Here is a 14,914-nt window from a genome sequence, read left to right on the forward strand (position 1 = left end):
CTGGCGCCGTCATGGCGCCTTCGAAAGCCGCCCCGGTTGAAGCCGAGGCGGCTTTGTTGCCGTTGACGGTCATCAAGCGCCGGCCGGATTTCCTGAAGGCGGCGCGCGCGCGTCGCGTGCCCTGCGAAGGTTTCCTTCTGCAGGCCCGTAAACGCGACCCCGGTGAGGCCGAAGGCCCGCGGGTCGGCTTCACCTGCTCAAAGAAGGTCGGCAACGCCGTCGCCCGCAACCGGGCCAAGCGCCGTCTGCGCGAGATCGCACGTCTGGTCATGCCCGGACGCGTGCACGCAGATCACGACTACGTCCTGATCGGGCGCGCGGAAAAGACCGCGGACCGCCCCTTTGACCTGCTTCAGGACGATCTCCGCAAGGCCCTGGCGGTCGTGCACGGGGGGCGGGAATGACGCCCGCCGCCTGGCTGGTCTCGCTGCCTGTCCGGGCCTATCGGCTGGTGGGATCGCCCTGGGTCGGCCACGGCTGCCGCTACCATCCCACATGTTCTGCCTACGCACTGGAAGCACTTGAAAAGCATGGCGCTTTCCGGGGGACGTGGCTCGCCGCGCGGCGCATCGGACGGTGTCACCCATGGGGTGGCTCGGGCATCGACAACGTCCCCGACTGAGCGCCTGCCTGATGCCGGTCGGCCACAGCGGAACGATCTTTCGCCCGTGGCCGCAAACATCTCTCCATTTTTCGGCTTTTCCTGCTAACAGGGCGGCGCACGTCAACCTGACAGAGAAGGAGTGCATGATGACCAAGCAAAATGCGCCCCGCAAGGCTGTCCCGATGACTGCATGGGGACTACGATCCGCAGCCTATCGCTGCGCCGCGTAACGCCCCCCGCCTCTGATCAGAGGCACACTTTCATCACACATCCATAAACCGCTCCACACCGGCCCCATGCCTTTCGCATGACCCGGTACCCGGCTCGGTCCTTTCTTCAAGCAGGAGCCCTTGGCGTCTGTGCCTTGGGAAGTCTCTCATGATCACGATTCCAAATCCGTCGCCCGTTCGCGGCGAAATCAGCACTCTCATCAGCCGGCACGGTGCCCTTCCGGTGCTGCGCGCCGTACTGTTCACCCTGCTGTCCCGTCAGGGCCGCAAGCGGCGGCCTCCGGTGTTCGCCAACGAGTTGCCCCCGCACCTGCGGCGCGATCTGGGTCTGCCGCCCCAACAGCGCAGCCTGCGGCCCGGACTGCCGCCGAGCGCCGGGCTGTTCTGACAGAGGCCGCGCGGCTGCCACGCCGCGCGGATCTGCGCTTTAGCGGGCCATGCCGTGCGCGTCGCCATTGCGCGGCGGCATCCGAACGGCTAAGCCGCCGCCATGCTCGACGACAACGACGAAATCCACCCGCTCTTTTACGGGGCCCCCAAGACGACGGAGTTCAAGAAGCTCCGCAAGCGGCTTGTGCAGAACGTGCGCGAGGCGGTGGACCAGTACGGCATGGTGCAGGAAGGTGCGCGCTGGCTTGTCTGCCTGTCCGGCGGCAAGGACAGCTACACCCTGCTCGCCATCCTTCACGAGCTGAAGTGGCGCGGCCTGCTGCCGGTCGAGCTTCTGGCCTGCAACCTTGACCAAGGGCAACCCGGCTTTCCTGCGACCGTGCTGCCCGAGTTCCTCGAAAAGATGCAGGTGCCGCACCGGATCGAGTACCAGAACACCTATTCCATCGTCATGGACAAGGTGCCGCAGGGGCGGACCTATTGCGCCCTCTGCTCCCGGCTGCGGCGCGGACATCTGTACCGGATCGCGCGCGAGGAAGGCTGCTCTGCCGTCGTGCTGGGGCACCACCGCGATGACATCCTTGAAACCTTCTTCATGAACCTGTTCCACGGCGGGCGCCTTGCGACCATGCCGCCGAAGCTGGTGAACGAGGAAGGCGACCTGTTCCTGTACCGCCCCCTCGCCCATGTCGCCGAGGCCGACTGCGAGAAGTTCGCGCGCGACATGAACTACCCGATCATCCCCTGCGATCTGTGCGGCAGCCAGGACGGCCTGCAGCGGCAGCAGGTCAAGCAGATCCTCGACGGCTGGGAAAGAAACAGTCCCGGACGGCGGCAAGTGATGTTCAAGGCGCTCACGAACGTGCGGCCGTCGCACATGCTCGACCCGAAGCTGTTCGACTTCGCCGGGCTGGATATCGGCGGCAAAACAAGCAATTCGAGCGACTTCTGATCTCTGCGTTAAGGAGCGGGTTACTCCCGACTTCTAGTCTCCCTTCCGAATGGAAAGGGACGGGCAGAGATGAAGGTTTCCTTCGACAAGAGCCTCGGCAGACTTCGGATCCTCCTGCGCCGTGGCCTGCACGGGCCGCAGGTGCTCGCTTTCCTGCCCGCCGGTGTGCTGACCGCCTTCTGGCTTGGTGGCGAACCGCTGCTGATCCTGACCGCCCTTTGTGCCCCGCTGCTCTATGTCTTCGCCAACGGCGCGCCGCCAGAGGCGCCCGAGGATCCCGCCGAGCGTAAGGGTAATCTCGCGGATGAGGACACCTCCCGGGCACTTGCCCAGCAGGCGCTGGATCGCGCCGTGGCCGCCAACCTGTCCACCGCCTGCATGATCGTCGAACTGGCCGGGCTGGACGATGTATCGCAGCAGGCAGGGGACACGACCGCCGACACGCTGCGCGACCTGTCGCTGTCGCGGCTGCGCAATGCCCTACGCCGCGATGACACCGCCGTGCGCATGGGCGACAACCGTTTCCTCGTGCTGCTGGGCCCGTCGCTCAGGCTGGATCTGGAGGCGCTGCTGCAACTGGCGACCCGCATCCAGAACGCGCTGGAAGAGCCCGCGGCGATCGAGAATTCCATGCGCTACCTGTCGGCCTCCGTCGGGTTCTGCGGCAGTCCTCGCATGCCATCCGGTGCGAAGGGCGCGCAGCTTCTCGAAGCGGCGCAGGTCGCCCTTGCCGAGGCGGTCGCCAACGGCCCCTCCGCCATCCGCGCCTGGTCGGAACACATGCGGCTCGCGCACACGGAGCAGAAGACACTCAAGTCCGAGGTCGACCGCGCCCTTGCCGCCGGGCAGATCCAGCCGTGGTTCCAGCCGCAGCTGTGCACGTCCACCGGGCGCATAAGCGGGGTGGAGGCGCTGGCCCGCTGGATCCATCCGACCCGCGGCATCGTCCCCCCGGCACAGTTCCTCCGTGTTCTCGAAGACGCGGGCCGGATGGAACGCCTGTCCGAGGTCATCCTGCAACATTCGCTGACGGCGTTGCGCAGCTGGGACACCGCCGGGCTGTCGATCCCGCGGGTCAGTGTCAATTTCTCCGACCAGGAGTTGCGCGATCCCCGACTGGTGGAGCGTATCCAATGGGAGCTGGATCGTTTCGGGCTGACGCCGGAACGGCTTGGCGTCGAAGTGCTGGAAACCGTCATTGCCAGTTCCCCCGAAGGGGTCGTGGCCCGCAACATCGTGGAACTGGGCAAGCTGGGGTGCCAGATCGACCTCGACGACTTCGGCACGGGCCACGCCTCCATCACCTCGCTCCGCCGGTTCAAGGTGCACCGGCTGAAGATCGACCGCAGCTTTGTCACGCGCATCGACCGGGACGAAGACCAGCACCGCATGCTGGCCGCAATCCTGGGCATGGCCGACCGGCTGGGCCTCGAAACGCTGGCCGAAGGGGTGGAAAGCGTGGGCGAACACGCCCTCCTCGCACAGCTTGGCTGTGACCATGTCCAGGGGTTCGGCATCGCCCGCCCGATGCCCGCCGACCAGATCGCCGAATGGGCGCATCAGCATGACGAACGCATCGCCGGGGCCCAGCGGCTGGGACGCAGTTCCGGCTGATCTCGCCGTGCGGCGCGCTGCGCCTGCCTGTTACCATGGGCCGCATCTCGCATATATGACCGGAATCCGCTTGACCTTTCAGGCCGGGGACGATTGAACCCGGCGGTGACTTTCAAGTGGAAAGGCAGGCCCCCCCGATGGATGAACAGAACAAGAACCTATTCCTGGCAACGGCGCTCAGCTTCGTTGTCATCCTCGTATGGTTCATTCTCTTCCCACCGCAGGAGCCGGTCGAGGATCCCAATGCCCCGGCTGAGGTGACGCAGACTGCCGACCCGGCGCCCGGCGTGGCCGCCGTCCCGGACGCGGCCCCCGGCACCGAAGCCGCGGCCCCGACCGGACAGCCCGTCGGCGCCGCCGCGGACGCGCCCCGCCTGCCGCTGGAAACCGCGCGTCTCGAAGGCTCCATCGCCCTGACCGGCGGCCGCCTCGACGACCTGCGCCTCAAGGACTACACCGTCTCGCTCGACAGCGACGAAATCGTCCAGGTGTTCCAGCGCGTGGGCTCCAACGATGCCTACTATACGCTGTACGGCTGGGCCCCCGGCGGCGGCCTCTCGATGGAGGAGGTGCCCGGCGCCAACACCGTCTGGAGTGTCGAGACCGGCGAGACGCTGACCACCGAGACGCCCGTGACGCTGCGCTGGGACAGCCCGTCGGGCCTGGTCTTCCGCCGCACCATCGCGGTCGATGAGGACTACATGTTCACCGTCACCCAGACCGTCGAGAACGCCAGCGATGCCTCCGTTTCGCTGGCCCCCTACGGCGTGCTGGCCCGCCATGGCGAACCCTCGAACGTGAAGAACTTCTTCATTCTTCACGAAGGCGGGATTTCCATGATCGACGGCGAACTGGCGGAAACCGACTACGACGATTTCCAGAGCGCCGGTCAGCACCAGGACACCACCATGGAGACCGCCGGGTGGACCGGTTTCACCGACCACTACTGGATGAGCATCCTGATCCCGACCCAGCCCGGGACCAAGATCAGCACATTCCACAACCAGAGCAACGACATCTACCAGACCACGGCGCGCATGCCGACGATGACCGTGGCTCCCGGCCAGACCCAGCAGGTCACCAGCCAGCTTTTCGCCGGCGCCAAGGAATGGGAAACCATCCGCGAGTACCAGAAGAACGGCGTCGACCGCTTCCTCGACAGCATCGACTGGGGCTGGTTCTTCTTCCTGACCAAGCCGATGTTCGCTGTCCTGCACTGGCTGCACGGCGTGATCGGCAACATGGGCATCGCCATCATCGGCCTGACCGTCCTGCTGAAGATCCTGCTCTTCCCGCTGGCCTACAAGTCCTACGCTTCCATGGCGAAGATGAAGGAACTGCAGCCCGAGATGGAGAAGCTGAAGGAGCGCGCGGGCGACGACCGCGAGAAGCTCCAGAAGGAGATGATGGCGCTCTACAAGAAGGAAAAGGTGAACCCCGCCGCGGGCTGTCTGCCGATCCTTCTGCAGATCCCGATCTTCTTCTCGCTCTACAAGGTGATCTTCGTCACGCTGGAACTGCGGCACGCGCCCTTCTTCGGGCCGTTCCAGGACCTGAGCGCACCTGATCCCACCTCGCTGTACAACCTGTTCGGCCTGCTGCCCTGGGCCGCGCCCGAGGCGGGTTCGATCCTCGCGCTGGTCTTCATCGGCATCCTGCCGATCCTGCTCGGCATCTCCATGTGGCTTCAGCAGAAACTGAACCCGGCGCCGGCCGATCCGACGCAGCAGATGATCTTTGCCTGGATGCCGTGGGTGTTCATGTTCATGCTCGGCGGCTTCGCCTCCGGTCTCGTGGTCTACTGGATCACCAACAACACGATCACCTTCACGCAGCAGTACCTGATCATGCGCAGCCACGGCTATCACCCCGACGTGCTGGGCAACATCAGGGGCAGCTTCAAGCGCGGCAAGAAGGGTGAGGCGGCCGCGAAGAAATGACCGCGCGGCTGACCCAGATCTGGCGGTTCCCGATCAAGAGCCATGGCCGGGAGGCCCTGACCGAGGCGCAGCTTGCGCCCGGTCAGACGCTGCCCTGGGACCGTCACTGGGCCGTGGCGCACGAACACAGCGACGCCGATGGCAGCCGCTGGGTGCGCTGCAACAACTTCTCGATCGGAACCAAGGCGCCGCTTCTGGCGGCGATCACCGCCCGGCTGGACGAAGAGCGGGGCGTCGTGACGCTCTCTCATCCCGATCGCCCGGACCTGACCTTCGATCCCGATACCGAGGGCGAGCGGCTGATCGACTGGACGCGCGGCTTCGTGCCGGAGAACCGGGCACAGTCGGCCCGCGTCGTTCGCGGAGAGACGCGCGGTTTCACCGACAGCGAGTTTCCGTCGATCACCATTGGCAACCTCTCGTCGCACCGCGCGGTGGAACAGCGCGTGGGGCAACCGCTCTCCGTGCATCGCTGGCGCGGCAACCTGTGGTTCGACGGCGGCGCTCCGTGGGAAGAGTTCGACTGGATGGATCGCGAGGTCCAGATCGGAGAGGCCGTGCTGCACGTCCGCGAACGCACCGACCGCTGCCTTGCCACCCACAACAATCCCGACACCGGCGCCCGCGACCATGACGTGCTCGGCGCGCTCGACACCTGGGGCCACCGGGATTTTACCGTCCGGGCAGAAGTCGTCCGCCCCGGCCGGATCGCCATCGGCGACGACGTGAGGTGCCTGTGATGGAACTGCGCTTTCCGCTGGCCGAGGAACCCGATGACGCTGCGCGCGAGGCCGCGCGCAAGCTGTTCGTCGGTGAGGTCGACTTCCTCAAGGGTGTCGTCGCGATGAACGGCCTGCCGCCGGACGACCGGGCCGAGGTTTGCTTTGCCGGGCGCTCCAACGTCGGGAAGTCCAGTCTGATCAATGCCCTGACCGGCCGAAAGGGGCTGGCCCGCGCCTCGAACACGCCGGGCCGGACACAGGAAATCAACTATTTCACGCTTGGCAGCGAACGCTACCTCGTCGACCTGCCGGGCTACGGCTTTGCGAACGCGCCGGTCAAGGTGGTGGAGAAGTGGCAGGCCCTGCTTAAGGCTTACCTTGCCGGGCGGGTGTCCCTGCGCCGGGCCTTCGTGCTGATCGACCATCGCCACGGGGTGAAGGCGGTCGACAACGAGATCATGACCCTGCTCGACCGCTCGGCCGTGACCTTTCAGGTCGTGATGACCAAGGCGGACAAGGTGAAGGGTGCCGAGCACGAAAAGATCCTCGAGCAGGTCCGCGGCCAGTTGGCCAAGCATCCCGCCGCCTACCCGGAGATCGTCGTGACCAGCAGCGAAAAGGGCGACGGCATCGGCACCCTGCGCAGCATCATCGCAACGCTGGACTGATCCGCGGCACGCGGGGCCCTGCCCCAACTTGGGGGCACCCGCCGTATCCACGAAACCGTCGGACAGCAGCTTGCGCACTCCCGTCTTTGCCACAACACCCACTGGCATTCCTGTCCCGCGCGCGGCATTGTCGCAGCAGATGCCAAGGGAACGACCAGATGAGACCGCGCAACATGAACAAAGACTGGAAAGCGACCGCCCGGACCCTCTCCGAGGCCCTGCCCTACATGCAACGCTATTCCGGCGCCATCGTCGTCGTGAAGTTCGGCGGCAATGCGATGGGCGACGCCGACGCGATGGCGGAATTTGCCCGTGACATCGTGCTGATGCGCCAGGTGGGCGTGAACCCCATCGTCGTGCACGGTGGCGGGCCGATGATCAACGACATGCTCAAGAGGCTCGACATCAAGTCGGAGTTCGTGCGCGGCAAGCGCGTCACCGACCAGGCCACCGTCGAAGTGGTCGAGATGGTGCTGACCGGCCTCGTGAACAAGCGGATCGTTCAGGCGATCATGGACGAGGGCGGCCGCGCCGTGGGCCTGTCGGGCAAGGACGACGACCTGATGGTCTGCGAGGCCGACGATCCGGAACTGGGCTTTGTCGGCCGCCCGATCGAGATGAACGTGCAGGTGCTGCGCGACCTCTTCACCGCCGGGATCATCCCCGTGGTGGCGCCCGTGGCGACCGGCATGGACCCGCTCGAAACCTTCAACGTCAACGGCGACACTGCGGCCGGGGCAATCGCGGGTGCGCTGAAGGCGGATCGCCTGCTTCTTCTGACAGACGTGGCCGGGGTGAAGGACAGCTCGGGCGAGGTGGTGACGGAGCTTGTCCCCGATGACATCCGCAAGCTGACCGCCGAAGGGGTGATCGCGGGCGGCATGATCCCGAAGACCGAGACCGCGCTGAAGGCGCTGGAGGAAGGCGTGCGCGCCGTGGTCATCGTCGATGGCCGCGTGCCCAACGCCTGCCTGCTGGAGCTTTTCACCGAACATGGCTCCGGCTCGATGATCCGGCAACCGGACCTGCCGCCGCTCACCCCGCGCAGATGACCCTCGACCGGGTGGATGCCGCGGCCCGCGCGCAGGCACTCGCCGTGCGCGGTGCGCTGCATCCCGGCCCGGACGACGGCGCACCCGAAGGCACCGGGACCATCGTGCTGCTGGGCCCGGACGAGCCGCGCTTCTGGCAGGTGTTCACCGCTTCGCCCGAGTATGGCGACGGCGGCAAGGACCCGTTGGACCGCTGGTCGAAACGGGTGATCGGCGCGCTGGCCTCGGACCTCGGCGCGCCCGCCATCTTCCCGTCCGACGGTCCGCCCTACCCGCCGTTTCTGCAATGGGCGGTGGACAGCGGGCGCTGCTGGCCATCCCCCGTGGGCCTTCTGGTGCATGACGAAGCGGGGCTGTTCCTCAGCTTTCGCGGCGCGCTGGCCCTGCCCGACCGGCTCGACCTTCCCGCGCCGCCCACGCGCCCCTGTGACACCTGCGCCGCCCCCTGCACGACCGCCTGCCCGGTGTCCGCGCTGGCAGAGCGGCAGGCCTACGATGTCTCGCGCTGTCAGGCCCACGTGGCAAGCCCTGAGGGGGCCGCGTGCCGGCAGGGCTGCCTCGTCCGGCGCGCCTGCCCGGTGGCGAAAGACTTCCGGCGGCGCCTCGAACAGTCCACCTTCCACATGTCCGCATTCATGAGGCATTACCGACCGTGAAACGCCTGATCCTGATGCGCCACGCCAAGTCCGACTGGTCCCTAGGCCAACCCGACTCCGCCCGTCCACTGAACGCCCGTGGCCAGAGGTCCGCCGAAGCCATGGGCGACTGGCTGCGAGAGAAGGGCTACCTGCCCGACCAGATCCTCTGCTCCAGCGCGCAGCGCACGCGTGAGACGCTGGACCTGTTGCGCATCACCGCGCCGACGAGTTTCCAGAGGGGACTGTACCTCGCCACGCCGGACAAGATGCGCAAGGCGCTGCGCAAGGCGAAGGGCGACACCGTGCTGATGCTGGGGCACAACCCGGGCATCGGGCTTTTCGCGCATAGCATCGTTGCCACGCCGCCGGACCATCCGCGCTTTGACGACTATCCGACCTGCGCGACGTTGGTGGTGGATTTCCCGATCACGGCCTGGAAAGCGCTGGATGCGCCGGGCGAAACTGTGGATTTCGCGGTCGGGCGCGATTTCAGCGACTGATCCGCAAGCCGGTCAGCCCTGCCCCGGCCTCAGCGAAACGGCGGGCTGTAAAGCAGGCCGCCCTCGGTCCATTGCAGGTTCAGTCCGCGCGACAGACCGATGGGCGTGTCCACCCCGATATTGCGCGAGAAGAGCTCGCCATAGTTGCCGCCCGCCTTGATCGCCCGGACCGCCCAATCGGCGTCGAGCCCCAGCATCTCGCCCATGCGCCCTTCGAGCCCGAGCAGCCGGTTGATCTCCGGCGTGCTGGTGCCCTGTGCCTTCAGTTCGTCGACGTTAGCCGAGTTGACGCCCAGCTCCTCGGCGGCGATCAGGGCGTTCAGCGTCCAGCGCACGATATCGGCCCAGTCGTTGTCGCCATGCCGGATCGCCGGCCCCAGCGGTTCCTTCGAGATGATGTCTTCCAGAAGGACGTGGTCACCCGGGTTGGCGAAGGTGGCGCGGATCGCGGCCAGCTGGGAGGCATCGGACGAATAGACCTCGCACGCGCCCTCAAGGTAAAGCGACTGCGCTTCTGCCGTGCCTTCGACCGGCACCGCCTCGTAGCTCATCTGGTAGCGGTCGAAATACTCGTCGACGTTCAGCGCGCTCGTGGTGCCGGCCTGCACACAGATCGACCGCCCGTCCAGTTCCCGCGCCGAGCTCAGCCCCAGCGTCTTGGGCACCATGAAGGCCTGACCGTCGTAATAGTTGATCCCGGCGAAATCGACCTTCAGGTCGACGTCCGTCGCGAAGCTCCACGTCGTGTTGCGCACCAGCAGGTCGATTTCCCCTGCATTCAGCGCGGTAAAGCGGGTCGCGGCGGTGGTCTCCACGAAGTTGACGGCCATCGGATCGCCAAGGACGGCCGCGGCCACGGCCCGGCACATGCCGACGTCGAACCCGCGCCATTCGCCATTGGAATCCTTGGAGGCGAAACCGACGAGCCCGGTGTTCACGCCACAGTTCAGGGTTCCGCGCGTCTTGACCTCGTCCAGCGTCCCTGCCGTTGCGGCGCCCGCAAGCAGCATGGCGAGCCCTGCGCCGATTATCCTGTACATGCCGTCCTCACCTTCAGGTCTTTGCCTCGCCATCAACCGTCGGATCAGCCTTCGGATTCAGGAAATTATGAGGGTTCATCCCTCTTGATCGGCGACAGTTTGGGCGGATTCCTGCCAAGAGGTCAAGCCGCGATCCCGTGCTGTCATCCACGATCCGCCAAAGGCCCGCCCGGGCCTTCAAACGGTTGATAGCACGTAGAAACGCGCGGCGTGCAGAAATTCGTTCCGCTTCAGGGCCACAATTTCTGCCGCTTCCTCGTCGACGCCCCACTGCTCTTCCTGCCAGGTCTCGTCGATCCGGGACAGCCGCCACGCCTCTTCCGCGTCGCGATGTCTGCGGATCACCGCGAGGGCCAGCACCAGCGAGCCCGACATGGATACGAGATCGTGGAACGCGGCAAGCTGGAAGGCGTCCAGGGCGTGCACCTCCCGCGACAGGCGCGCCAATGCGTCCGGCGTCTGCGGCTGGTGCATGACACCGGCGCGCGGTTCCAGCCGTGCGCCGTATGTCTCCGCCGCCCAGTCGAGCAGCGGGTCCCAGCCGTCGATCTGGCGCTTGACCAGTGCGGTGGGCTTGTCGGCGCGGTAGCACAGAAGATCGCTGTCGCCGTAAGAGGCCAGCATCTCCGCCACGTCCGCGCGCTGCGTGGCCACCTTGTCGAGGGCGGAGTTGGACATGCGGGTGAAGGGCATGGTCAACGGGTTCACGCGCTCGTCCTGCGCGCGCCATTCGGCGGCCACCGCCTCGGCCAGCCCTTCGGTCGGGACGATCAGCGGCGTCTTGGCCGGGGTCTTCACCCCGCGCCCGTCCAGCTTGACGGCAAACCCCGGGCCGGACGGTTCGACCGTCGCGTCCTTCCAGAAGCGTTTCATTGCCCATTCGCTCATGCAGAGACCTCCAGGATGTCGAAGATCGCGGCCTGCAGGCCCGCCGTGTCGGACACTACCCGGGCGGCGTTGATCAGCGCCGTCGCCGGGTGATAGCCCCATGTCACGCCAATGCCGGGTATGCCCGCAGCGTCCGCCATGTCCATGTCGTAACTCGTGTCGCCGATCATCACCGCCTGAGGCGCATCCACCCCCACGTCGTCGAGCGCCGCATATAGCATCGCAGGATGCGGTTTCGACGGATGGTCGTCGGCAACCTGCGTGGTGACGAACCGGCCCGTCAGGCCGTGCGCGTTCAGAAGCGCCGTCAGCCCCTTGCGGGACTTGCCTGTCGCCACGCCCAGCAAGACGTTGTCGATGGCGCCCAGCCGGTCGAGAAACTCCGGGATGCCCGGATAGAGCGGCGAGGCCATGGCCCCGCCCTCCTTCACGATCGCCGCGTAGGACCGCTTGTAGGCCTCCACCAGATGCGTCCGGCGGACGACGCCCAGTTGCGGCGCAAGCCGTTCCATCGCGACCGGCAGCGACAGGCCGACGATGCCCAGCACATCCTCGCGCGCCGGCTGCGGCAGGTCCTGACTGTCGAAGGCCCGGGTCATCGCGGCGAGGATATCGCCTTGGCTGTCCACCAGTGTCCCGTCGACGTCGAAGATGACAAGCTTCAGATCGGTCAATGCAGCGCCTCGAACGGATCGTCGTCGGCAAAGTCCTCTTCCCAGCCCAGCGTGTCCCAGCTTTGCTTCATGTGCTCGGGCAGCGGGGCGGTCACGGTGAAGGGCTTCTTCGTGACCGGGTGCAGCAGCGTCAGCGACCGCGCGTGCAGGTGCAGCTTCTTCGAGATGATCCCGCCAAGCTGTGCGCCCCAGCCGTCGCCGAGGTTCTCCTGACCGGAGCCGCCGTACTTGCCGTCGCCGATGATCGGGTGCCCGATCTCGGCCATGTGCGCGCGAAGCTGGTGGGTTCGGCCGGTGATCGGCTCCATCGCCACCCAGGACGCGCGTCCCGCGACGCGGTAAAGCGTGGCGTATAGCGTATGCGCCCGCTTCGCGCCCTCGGTCGTGGCGATGTCCTTCGGATGCACGCAACGCATCTTCTCCGCCTCGCCGCCCTTGCCGTGGCCGGGCGCCTTCACCAGGCCGTACTTGATCTCGCCAAGGTAGGGGGTCGGCACACCGGCGACGAGCGCCCAGTAGATCTTGCGCGCCTCGCGGTGCCGGATCGCCTCCGTCAGCGACTTGGCCACGGCACGGGTGCGCGCCAGCAGCAGCACGCCCGAGGTGTCCTTGTCCAGCCGGTGCACGAGCCGGGGCTTTTCATCCATGCCAAAGGTCAGCGCCTCCGACAGGCCGTCGACGTGCCGGGTCTGGCCGGAGCCGCCCTGCGTCGCCAGCCCCGGGGGCTTGTTCAGCGCAATGATGTGGTCGTCCTTCCACAAGACGCAGTCGCGGATCATCTCCGCGTCCTTCTCGTTGAAGGAGGGTTTCGGCGCGCTTTCCACCTGCCCCGGTTCGGGCAGCGGCGGGATGCGCACCTGCATGCCCGTCTCGATCCGCGAGGATGCCTTGCAGCGCCCGCCGTCGATCCGCAGTTCGCCCTTGCGGCACATCTTTTCGATGCGGGCCTGGGCGACGTGGGGGAACAGCCGCTTCAGCCAGCGGTCCAGCCGCTGGTCGCCGTCGCCCGGCCCCACTGTGATGGTCTGTACCCGGCTCATGTCGTCACGCTCCGTGCCAGCAGCAGCCCCGCAAAGAGCGCCGCGATGGAAACGACCACCGACGCGCCCACGTAAAGCGCCGCGATGCCAAGTTGCCCGCGTTCGTAAAGCGTCACCGCGTCCAGCGAGAAGGCCGAGAAGGTGGTGAACCCGCCCAGCACGCCGGTCATCAGGAACGGCGCAAGGCGGTTGCCGCCCAGATGCGCCAGCACCACGACCAGAACGCCCATGGCGAAGCTGCCGACGATGTTCACCGTCAGCGTCCCCCAGGGGAATCCCTTGCCCATCAGGCGCGCCATGCCAAGGCCGGTCATGTACCGGGCCGAGGCGCCGAGCGCGCCGCCAAGGGCTACTTGCAGAAGTGGTGTCATGCCGGTGTCGTCACGAATGTGGGGGTGGTTGTCAAGCATGCGAAGGCCGCCCCGCGGGATGCGGGACGGCCTTCGCTCGTCAATTCAGGCTCAGGCTGCCTTGGCGCGGCGCTGACGGCGCGGACGGCCCTTGGCTGCGGCGGGCTTGGCATGGGCCGGCTTGTGGCCGCCGCCGTGCTTCGCACCGTGACCGCCGCCACCGGGACGACCGCCCCGGCCACGACCGTTGCCGCGGCCCACGGGCTTCACCGGTTCCCAGGCTTCGCCGCCCGCGACCTCGATCTCGCGGCCCATCAGCTTCACGATGGCCTTGAACTCGCCCATCTCCTCGGCCGAGCAGTAGGCGACCGCCGTCCCGTCCCGGCCCGCGCGCGCGGTGCGCCCGATCCGGTGGACGTAGTTGTCGGCGACGTTGGGCAGATCGTAGTTGTAGACGTAGCGCACCGACGGGATGTCGATCCCGCGGGCGGCCACGTCTGTCGCGACCAGCACCGTCAGCTCTCCGTCACGGAAGGCCTTCAGCGCGCGGTCCCGCTGACCCTGGCTCTTGTTGCCGTGGATCGAACCGGCGGCAAAGCCCTTGTCCTCGAGGTGGCGCTTCAGCTTCTCCGCACCGTGCTTGGTGCGGGCAAAGACCAGCGCGGCCTCGGTGCGGTGACCGTCGAGGTGGTTGACCAGCAGCGATGTCTTGGACTTCTGCTCGACGAAGTGCACCGACTGGTCGATGCGTTCGACCGGCTGGCCCGGAGGTGTGACTTCGATCCGGATGGGGTCGGTCAGGTAGGCCGCGGCGATCTCGGCCATCTGCTTCGGCATGGTGGCCGAGAACAGCATGGTCTGACGCTCTTTCGGCAGGACCTTGGCGATCTGCCGCAGCGCGTGGATGAAGCCGAGGTCCAGCATCTGGTCGGCCTCGTCCAGCACGAGGAAGCGGGTCGCGTCCAGCCGGACGGCCTTCTGCTCCATCAGGTCGATCAGGCGGCCCGGGGTGGCGACCAGCAGGTCGGTGCCCTTGGCAAGACGGTTGATCTGCCCGTTGATGGAATTGCCGCCGGTGACCAGGCCGATCTTGACCGGGGTGTTGGCGGAGTAGGCGCGCAGGTTGTCCACGATCTGCTTGGCCAGCTCGCGGGTCGGCGCAAGGATCAGCCCGTGCACCTGTTTCGGGCCGGGGCGCGACTGGTCGCGCATGATGGTGGTGACGATCGGCAGGCCGAAGGCGGCCGTCTTGCCGGTGCCTGTCTGCGCAAGGCCCATCACGTCGCGGCCGTTCAGCGCGTGCGGGATGGCCTGGGTCTGGATCGGGGTCGGATCGGTGATGTTCAGGTCGGCGAGGTTCGCCAGGAGGCGGGGCGGCAGCCCCAGCATGTCAAAATCCAAAAGGTGTTCCTTCGAAGCGCCAGCAGGCGCGAATAGCGTGGCACCCGCCGGAAGGGCAGGACCGCAAGGGGACCGCGAACGCGGGCACCGGACCGTATGTCGGGCGCCTGTCGCGGGTCTGGACCCAAGCGTGATGTGGGAGCCATGTCAGGGAGTGTGGTCGGCAGGTTGGATGTGCCGAAACAGCCGTGCGGGCCATATTGCCCGTCTG

Annotated in this window: 17 protein-coding genes; 11 read left to right on the forward strand and 6 right to left on the reverse strand. The window is 66.8% G+C overall.

All coding sequences use genetic code 11. The features are described 5' to 3' along the window. Window positions 1–11: 11 nt before the first annotated feature. The 11 genes from rnpA to CDO87_RS07795 all read left to right on the forward strand — a co-directional run bounded on the left by rnpA (window position 12) and on the right by CDO87_RS07795 (window position 9,310). Entirely contained in the window at window positions 12–404 is a 393-nt protein-coding gene (rnpA, locus tag CDO87_RS07745; protein ID WP_100928250.1) for a ribonuclease P protein component, read from the forward strand. Beyond that, window positions 401–622: a membrane protein insertion efficiency factor YidD gene (yidD, locus tag CDO87_RS07750; protein WP_100928251.1), complete on the forward strand. Its 222-nt coding sequence runs from the start codon at window positions 401–403 to the stop codon at window positions 620–622. Before rnpA ends, yidD begins: the two co-directional genes overlap by 4 nt. A 360-nt stretch (window positions 623–982) precedes the next feature. Further along, complete coding sequence (locus CDO87_RS07755; RefSeq protein WP_100928252.1) at window positions 983–1,222, forward strand: hypothetical protein; 240 nt, start codon at window positions 983–985, stop codon at window positions 1,220–1,222. 102 nt (window positions 1,223–1,324) lie between these two features. Continuing rightward, entirely contained in the window at window positions 1,325–2,176 is an 852-nt protein-coding gene (ttcA, locus tag CDO87_RS07760; RefSeq protein ID WP_100928253.1) for a tRNA 2-thiocytidine(32) synthetase TtcA, read from the forward strand. A gap of 69 nt (window positions 2,177–2,245) precedes the next feature. Further along, window positions 2,246–3,790, forward strand: coding sequence for a bifunctional diguanylate cyclase/phosphodiesterase (locus CDO87_RS07765; protein ID WP_100928254.1), 1,545 nt, complete (start codon window positions 2,246–2,248; stop codon window positions 3,788–3,790). A gap of 137 nt (window positions 3,791–3,927) precedes the next feature. Next, the gene (gene yidC / locus CDO87_RS07770; RefSeq protein ID WP_100928255.1) at window positions 3,928–5,730 is read left to right on the forward strand and encodes a membrane protein insertase YidC; all 1,803 of its coding nucleotides are present in this window, start codon (window positions 3,928–3,930) and stop codon (window positions 5,728–5,730) included. After that, window positions 5,727–6,470: an MOSC domain-containing protein gene (locus tag CDO87_RS07775; RefSeq protein WP_100928256.1), complete on the forward strand. Its 744-nt coding sequence runs from the start codon at window positions 5,727–5,729 to the stop codon at window positions 6,468–6,470. Before yidC ends, CDO87_RS07775 begins: the two co-directional genes overlap by 4 nt. After that, window positions 6,470–7,120 carry a ribosome biogenesis GTP-binding protein YihA/YsxC gene (gene yihA, locus CDO87_RS07780; protein ID WP_100928257.1) on the forward strand — a complete coding sequence of 217 codons (651 nt, stop codon included), beginning with the start codon at window positions 6,470–6,472 and terminating at the stop codon, window positions 7,118–7,120. The genes CDO87_RS07775 and yihA overlap by 1 nt, the downstream gene beginning before the upstream one ends. Window positions 7,121–7,293: 173 nt before the next feature. Continuing rightward, window positions 7,294–8,172, forward strand: coding sequence for an acetylglutamate kinase (argB, locus tag CDO87_RS07785; protein ID WP_370313263.1), 879 nt, complete (start codon window positions 7,294–7,296; stop codon window positions 8,170–8,172). Further along, window positions 8,169–8,828 (forward strand): ferredoxin, encoded by a 660-nt coding sequence (locus CDO87_RS07790; protein ID WP_100928259.1) that lies wholly within the window; start codon window positions 8,169–8,171, stop codon window positions 8,826–8,828. The genes argB and CDO87_RS07790 overlap by 4 nt, the downstream gene beginning before the upstream one ends. Continuing rightward, window positions 8,825–9,310, forward strand: a complete 486-nt coding sequence (locus CDO87_RS07795; RefSeq protein WP_198521843.1) for a histidine phosphatase family protein — start codon at window positions 8,825–8,827, stop codon at window positions 9,308–9,310. The genes CDO87_RS07790 and CDO87_RS07795 overlap by 4 nt, the downstream gene beginning before the upstream one ends. A 29-nt stretch (window positions 9,311–9,339) precedes the next feature. On the opposite strand, the gene CDO87_RS07800 is transcribed toward CDO87_RS07795, so the two are convergent. From CDO87_RS07800 to CDO87_RS07825, 6 genes are all read right to left on the reverse strand, one after another. Next, window positions 9,340–10,350 (reverse strand): amino acid ABC transporter substrate-binding protein, encoded by a 1,011-nt coding sequence (locus CDO87_RS07800; RefSeq protein ID WP_100928260.1) that lies wholly within the window; start codon window positions 10,348–10,350, stop codon window positions 9,340–9,342. A gap of 177 nt (window positions 10,351–10,527) precedes the next feature. Then, window positions 10,528–11,238, reverse strand: a complete 711-nt coding sequence (locus tag CDO87_RS07805; protein WP_100928261.1) for an ATP12 family chaperone protein — start codon at window positions 11,236–11,238, stop codon at window positions 10,528–10,530. Then, window positions 11,235–11,912: an HAD-IA family hydrolase gene (locus CDO87_RS07810; protein WP_100928262.1), complete on the reverse strand. Its 678-nt coding sequence runs from the start codon at window positions 11,910–11,912 to the stop codon at window positions 11,235–11,237. Before CDO87_RS07810 ends, CDO87_RS07805 begins: the two co-directional genes overlap by 4 nt. After that, window positions 11,909–12,952 carry an RluA family pseudouridine synthase gene (locus tag CDO87_RS07815; RefSeq protein WP_100928263.1) on the reverse strand — a complete coding sequence of 348 codons (1,044 nt, stop codon included), beginning with the start codon at window positions 12,950–12,952 and terminating at the stop codon, window positions 11,909–11,911. Before CDO87_RS07815 ends, CDO87_RS07810 begins: the two co-directional genes overlap by 4 nt. After that, window positions 12,949–13,323, reverse strand: coding sequence for a fluoride efflux transporter CrcB (gene crcB, locus CDO87_RS07820; protein ID WP_100930877.1), 375 nt, complete (start codon window positions 13,321–13,323; stop codon window positions 12,949–12,951). The genes CDO87_RS07815 and crcB overlap by 4 nt, the downstream gene beginning before the upstream one ends. Before the next feature lie 90 nt (window positions 13,324–13,413). Then, complete coding sequence (locus CDO87_RS07825) at window positions 13,414–14,691, reverse strand: DEAD/DEAH box helicase (RefSeq protein WP_100930878.1); 1,278 nt, start codon at window positions 14,689–14,691, stop codon at window positions 13,414–13,416. Between the last annotated feature and the right edge of the window lie 223 nt (window positions 14,692–14,914).

Source organism: Sagittula sp. P11 (genome assembly GCF_002814095.1).
Lineage (GTDB): Bacteria > Pseudomonadota > Alphaproteobacteria > Rhodobacterales > Rhodobacteraceae > Sagittula.

What these genes read in the sequence shown, in the direction of transcription:
- rnpA (WP_100928250.1), top strand. Translation starts at nt 12, where the DNA reads ATGGCGCCTTCGAAAGCCGCCCCGGTTGAAGCCGAGGCGGCTTTGTTG.
- yidD (WP_100928251.1), top strand. Translation starts at nt 401, where the DNA reads ATGACGCCCGCCGCCTGGCTGGTCTCGCTGCCTGTCCGGGCCTATCGG.
- CDO87_RS07755 (WP_100928252.1), top strand. Translation starts at nt 983, where the DNA reads ATGATCACGATTCCAAATCCGTCGCCCGTTCGCGGCGAAATCAGCACT.
- ttcA (WP_100928253.1), top strand. Translation starts at nt 1,325, where the DNA reads ATGCTCGACGACAACGACGAAATCCACCCGCTCTTTTACGGGGCCCCC.
- CDO87_RS07765 (WP_100928254.1), top strand. Translation starts at nt 2,246, where the DNA reads ATGAAGGTTTCCTTCGACAAGAGCCTCGGCAGACTTCGGATCCTCCTG.
- yidC (WP_100928255.1), top strand. Translation starts at nt 3,928, where the DNA reads ATGGATGAACAGAACAAGAACCTATTCCTGGCAACGGCGCTCAGCTTC.
- CDO87_RS07775 (WP_100928256.1), top strand. Translation starts at nt 5,727, where the DNA reads ATGACCGCGCGGCTGACCCAGATCTGGCGGTTCCCGATCAAGAGCCAT.
- yihA (WP_100928257.1), top strand. Translation starts at nt 6,470, where the DNA reads ATGGAACTGCGCTTTCCGCTGGCCGAGGAACCCGATGACGCTGCGCGC.
- argB (WP_370313263.1), top strand. Translation starts at nt 7,294, where the DNA reads ATGAACAAAGACTGGAAAGCGACCGCCCGGACCCTCTCCGAGGCCCTG.
- CDO87_RS07790 (WP_100928259.1), top strand. Translation starts at nt 8,169, where the DNA reads ATGACCCTCGACCGGGTGGATGCCGCGGCCCGCGCGCAGGCACTCGCC.
- CDO87_RS07800 (WP_100928260.1), bottom strand. Translation starts at nt 10,350, where the DNA reads ATGTACAGGATAATCGGCGCAGGGCTCGCCATGCTGCTTGCGGGCGCC.
- CDO87_RS07805 (WP_100928261.1), bottom strand. Translation starts at nt 11,238, where the DNA reads ATGAGCGAATGGGCAATGAAACGCTTCTGGAAGGACGCGACGGTCGAA.
- CDO87_RS07815 (WP_100928263.1), bottom strand. Translation starts at nt 12,952, where the DNA reads ATGAGCCGGGTACAGACCATCACAGTGGGGCCGGGCGACGGCGACCAG.
- crcB (WP_100930877.1), bottom strand. Translation starts at nt 13,323, where the DNA reads ATGACACCACTTCTGCAAGTAGCCCTTGGCGGCGCGCTCGGCGCCTCG.
- CDO87_RS07825 (WP_100930878.1), bottom strand. Translation starts at nt 14,691, where the DNA reads ATGCTGGGGCTGCCGCCCCGCCTCCTGGCGAACCTCGCCGACCTGAAC.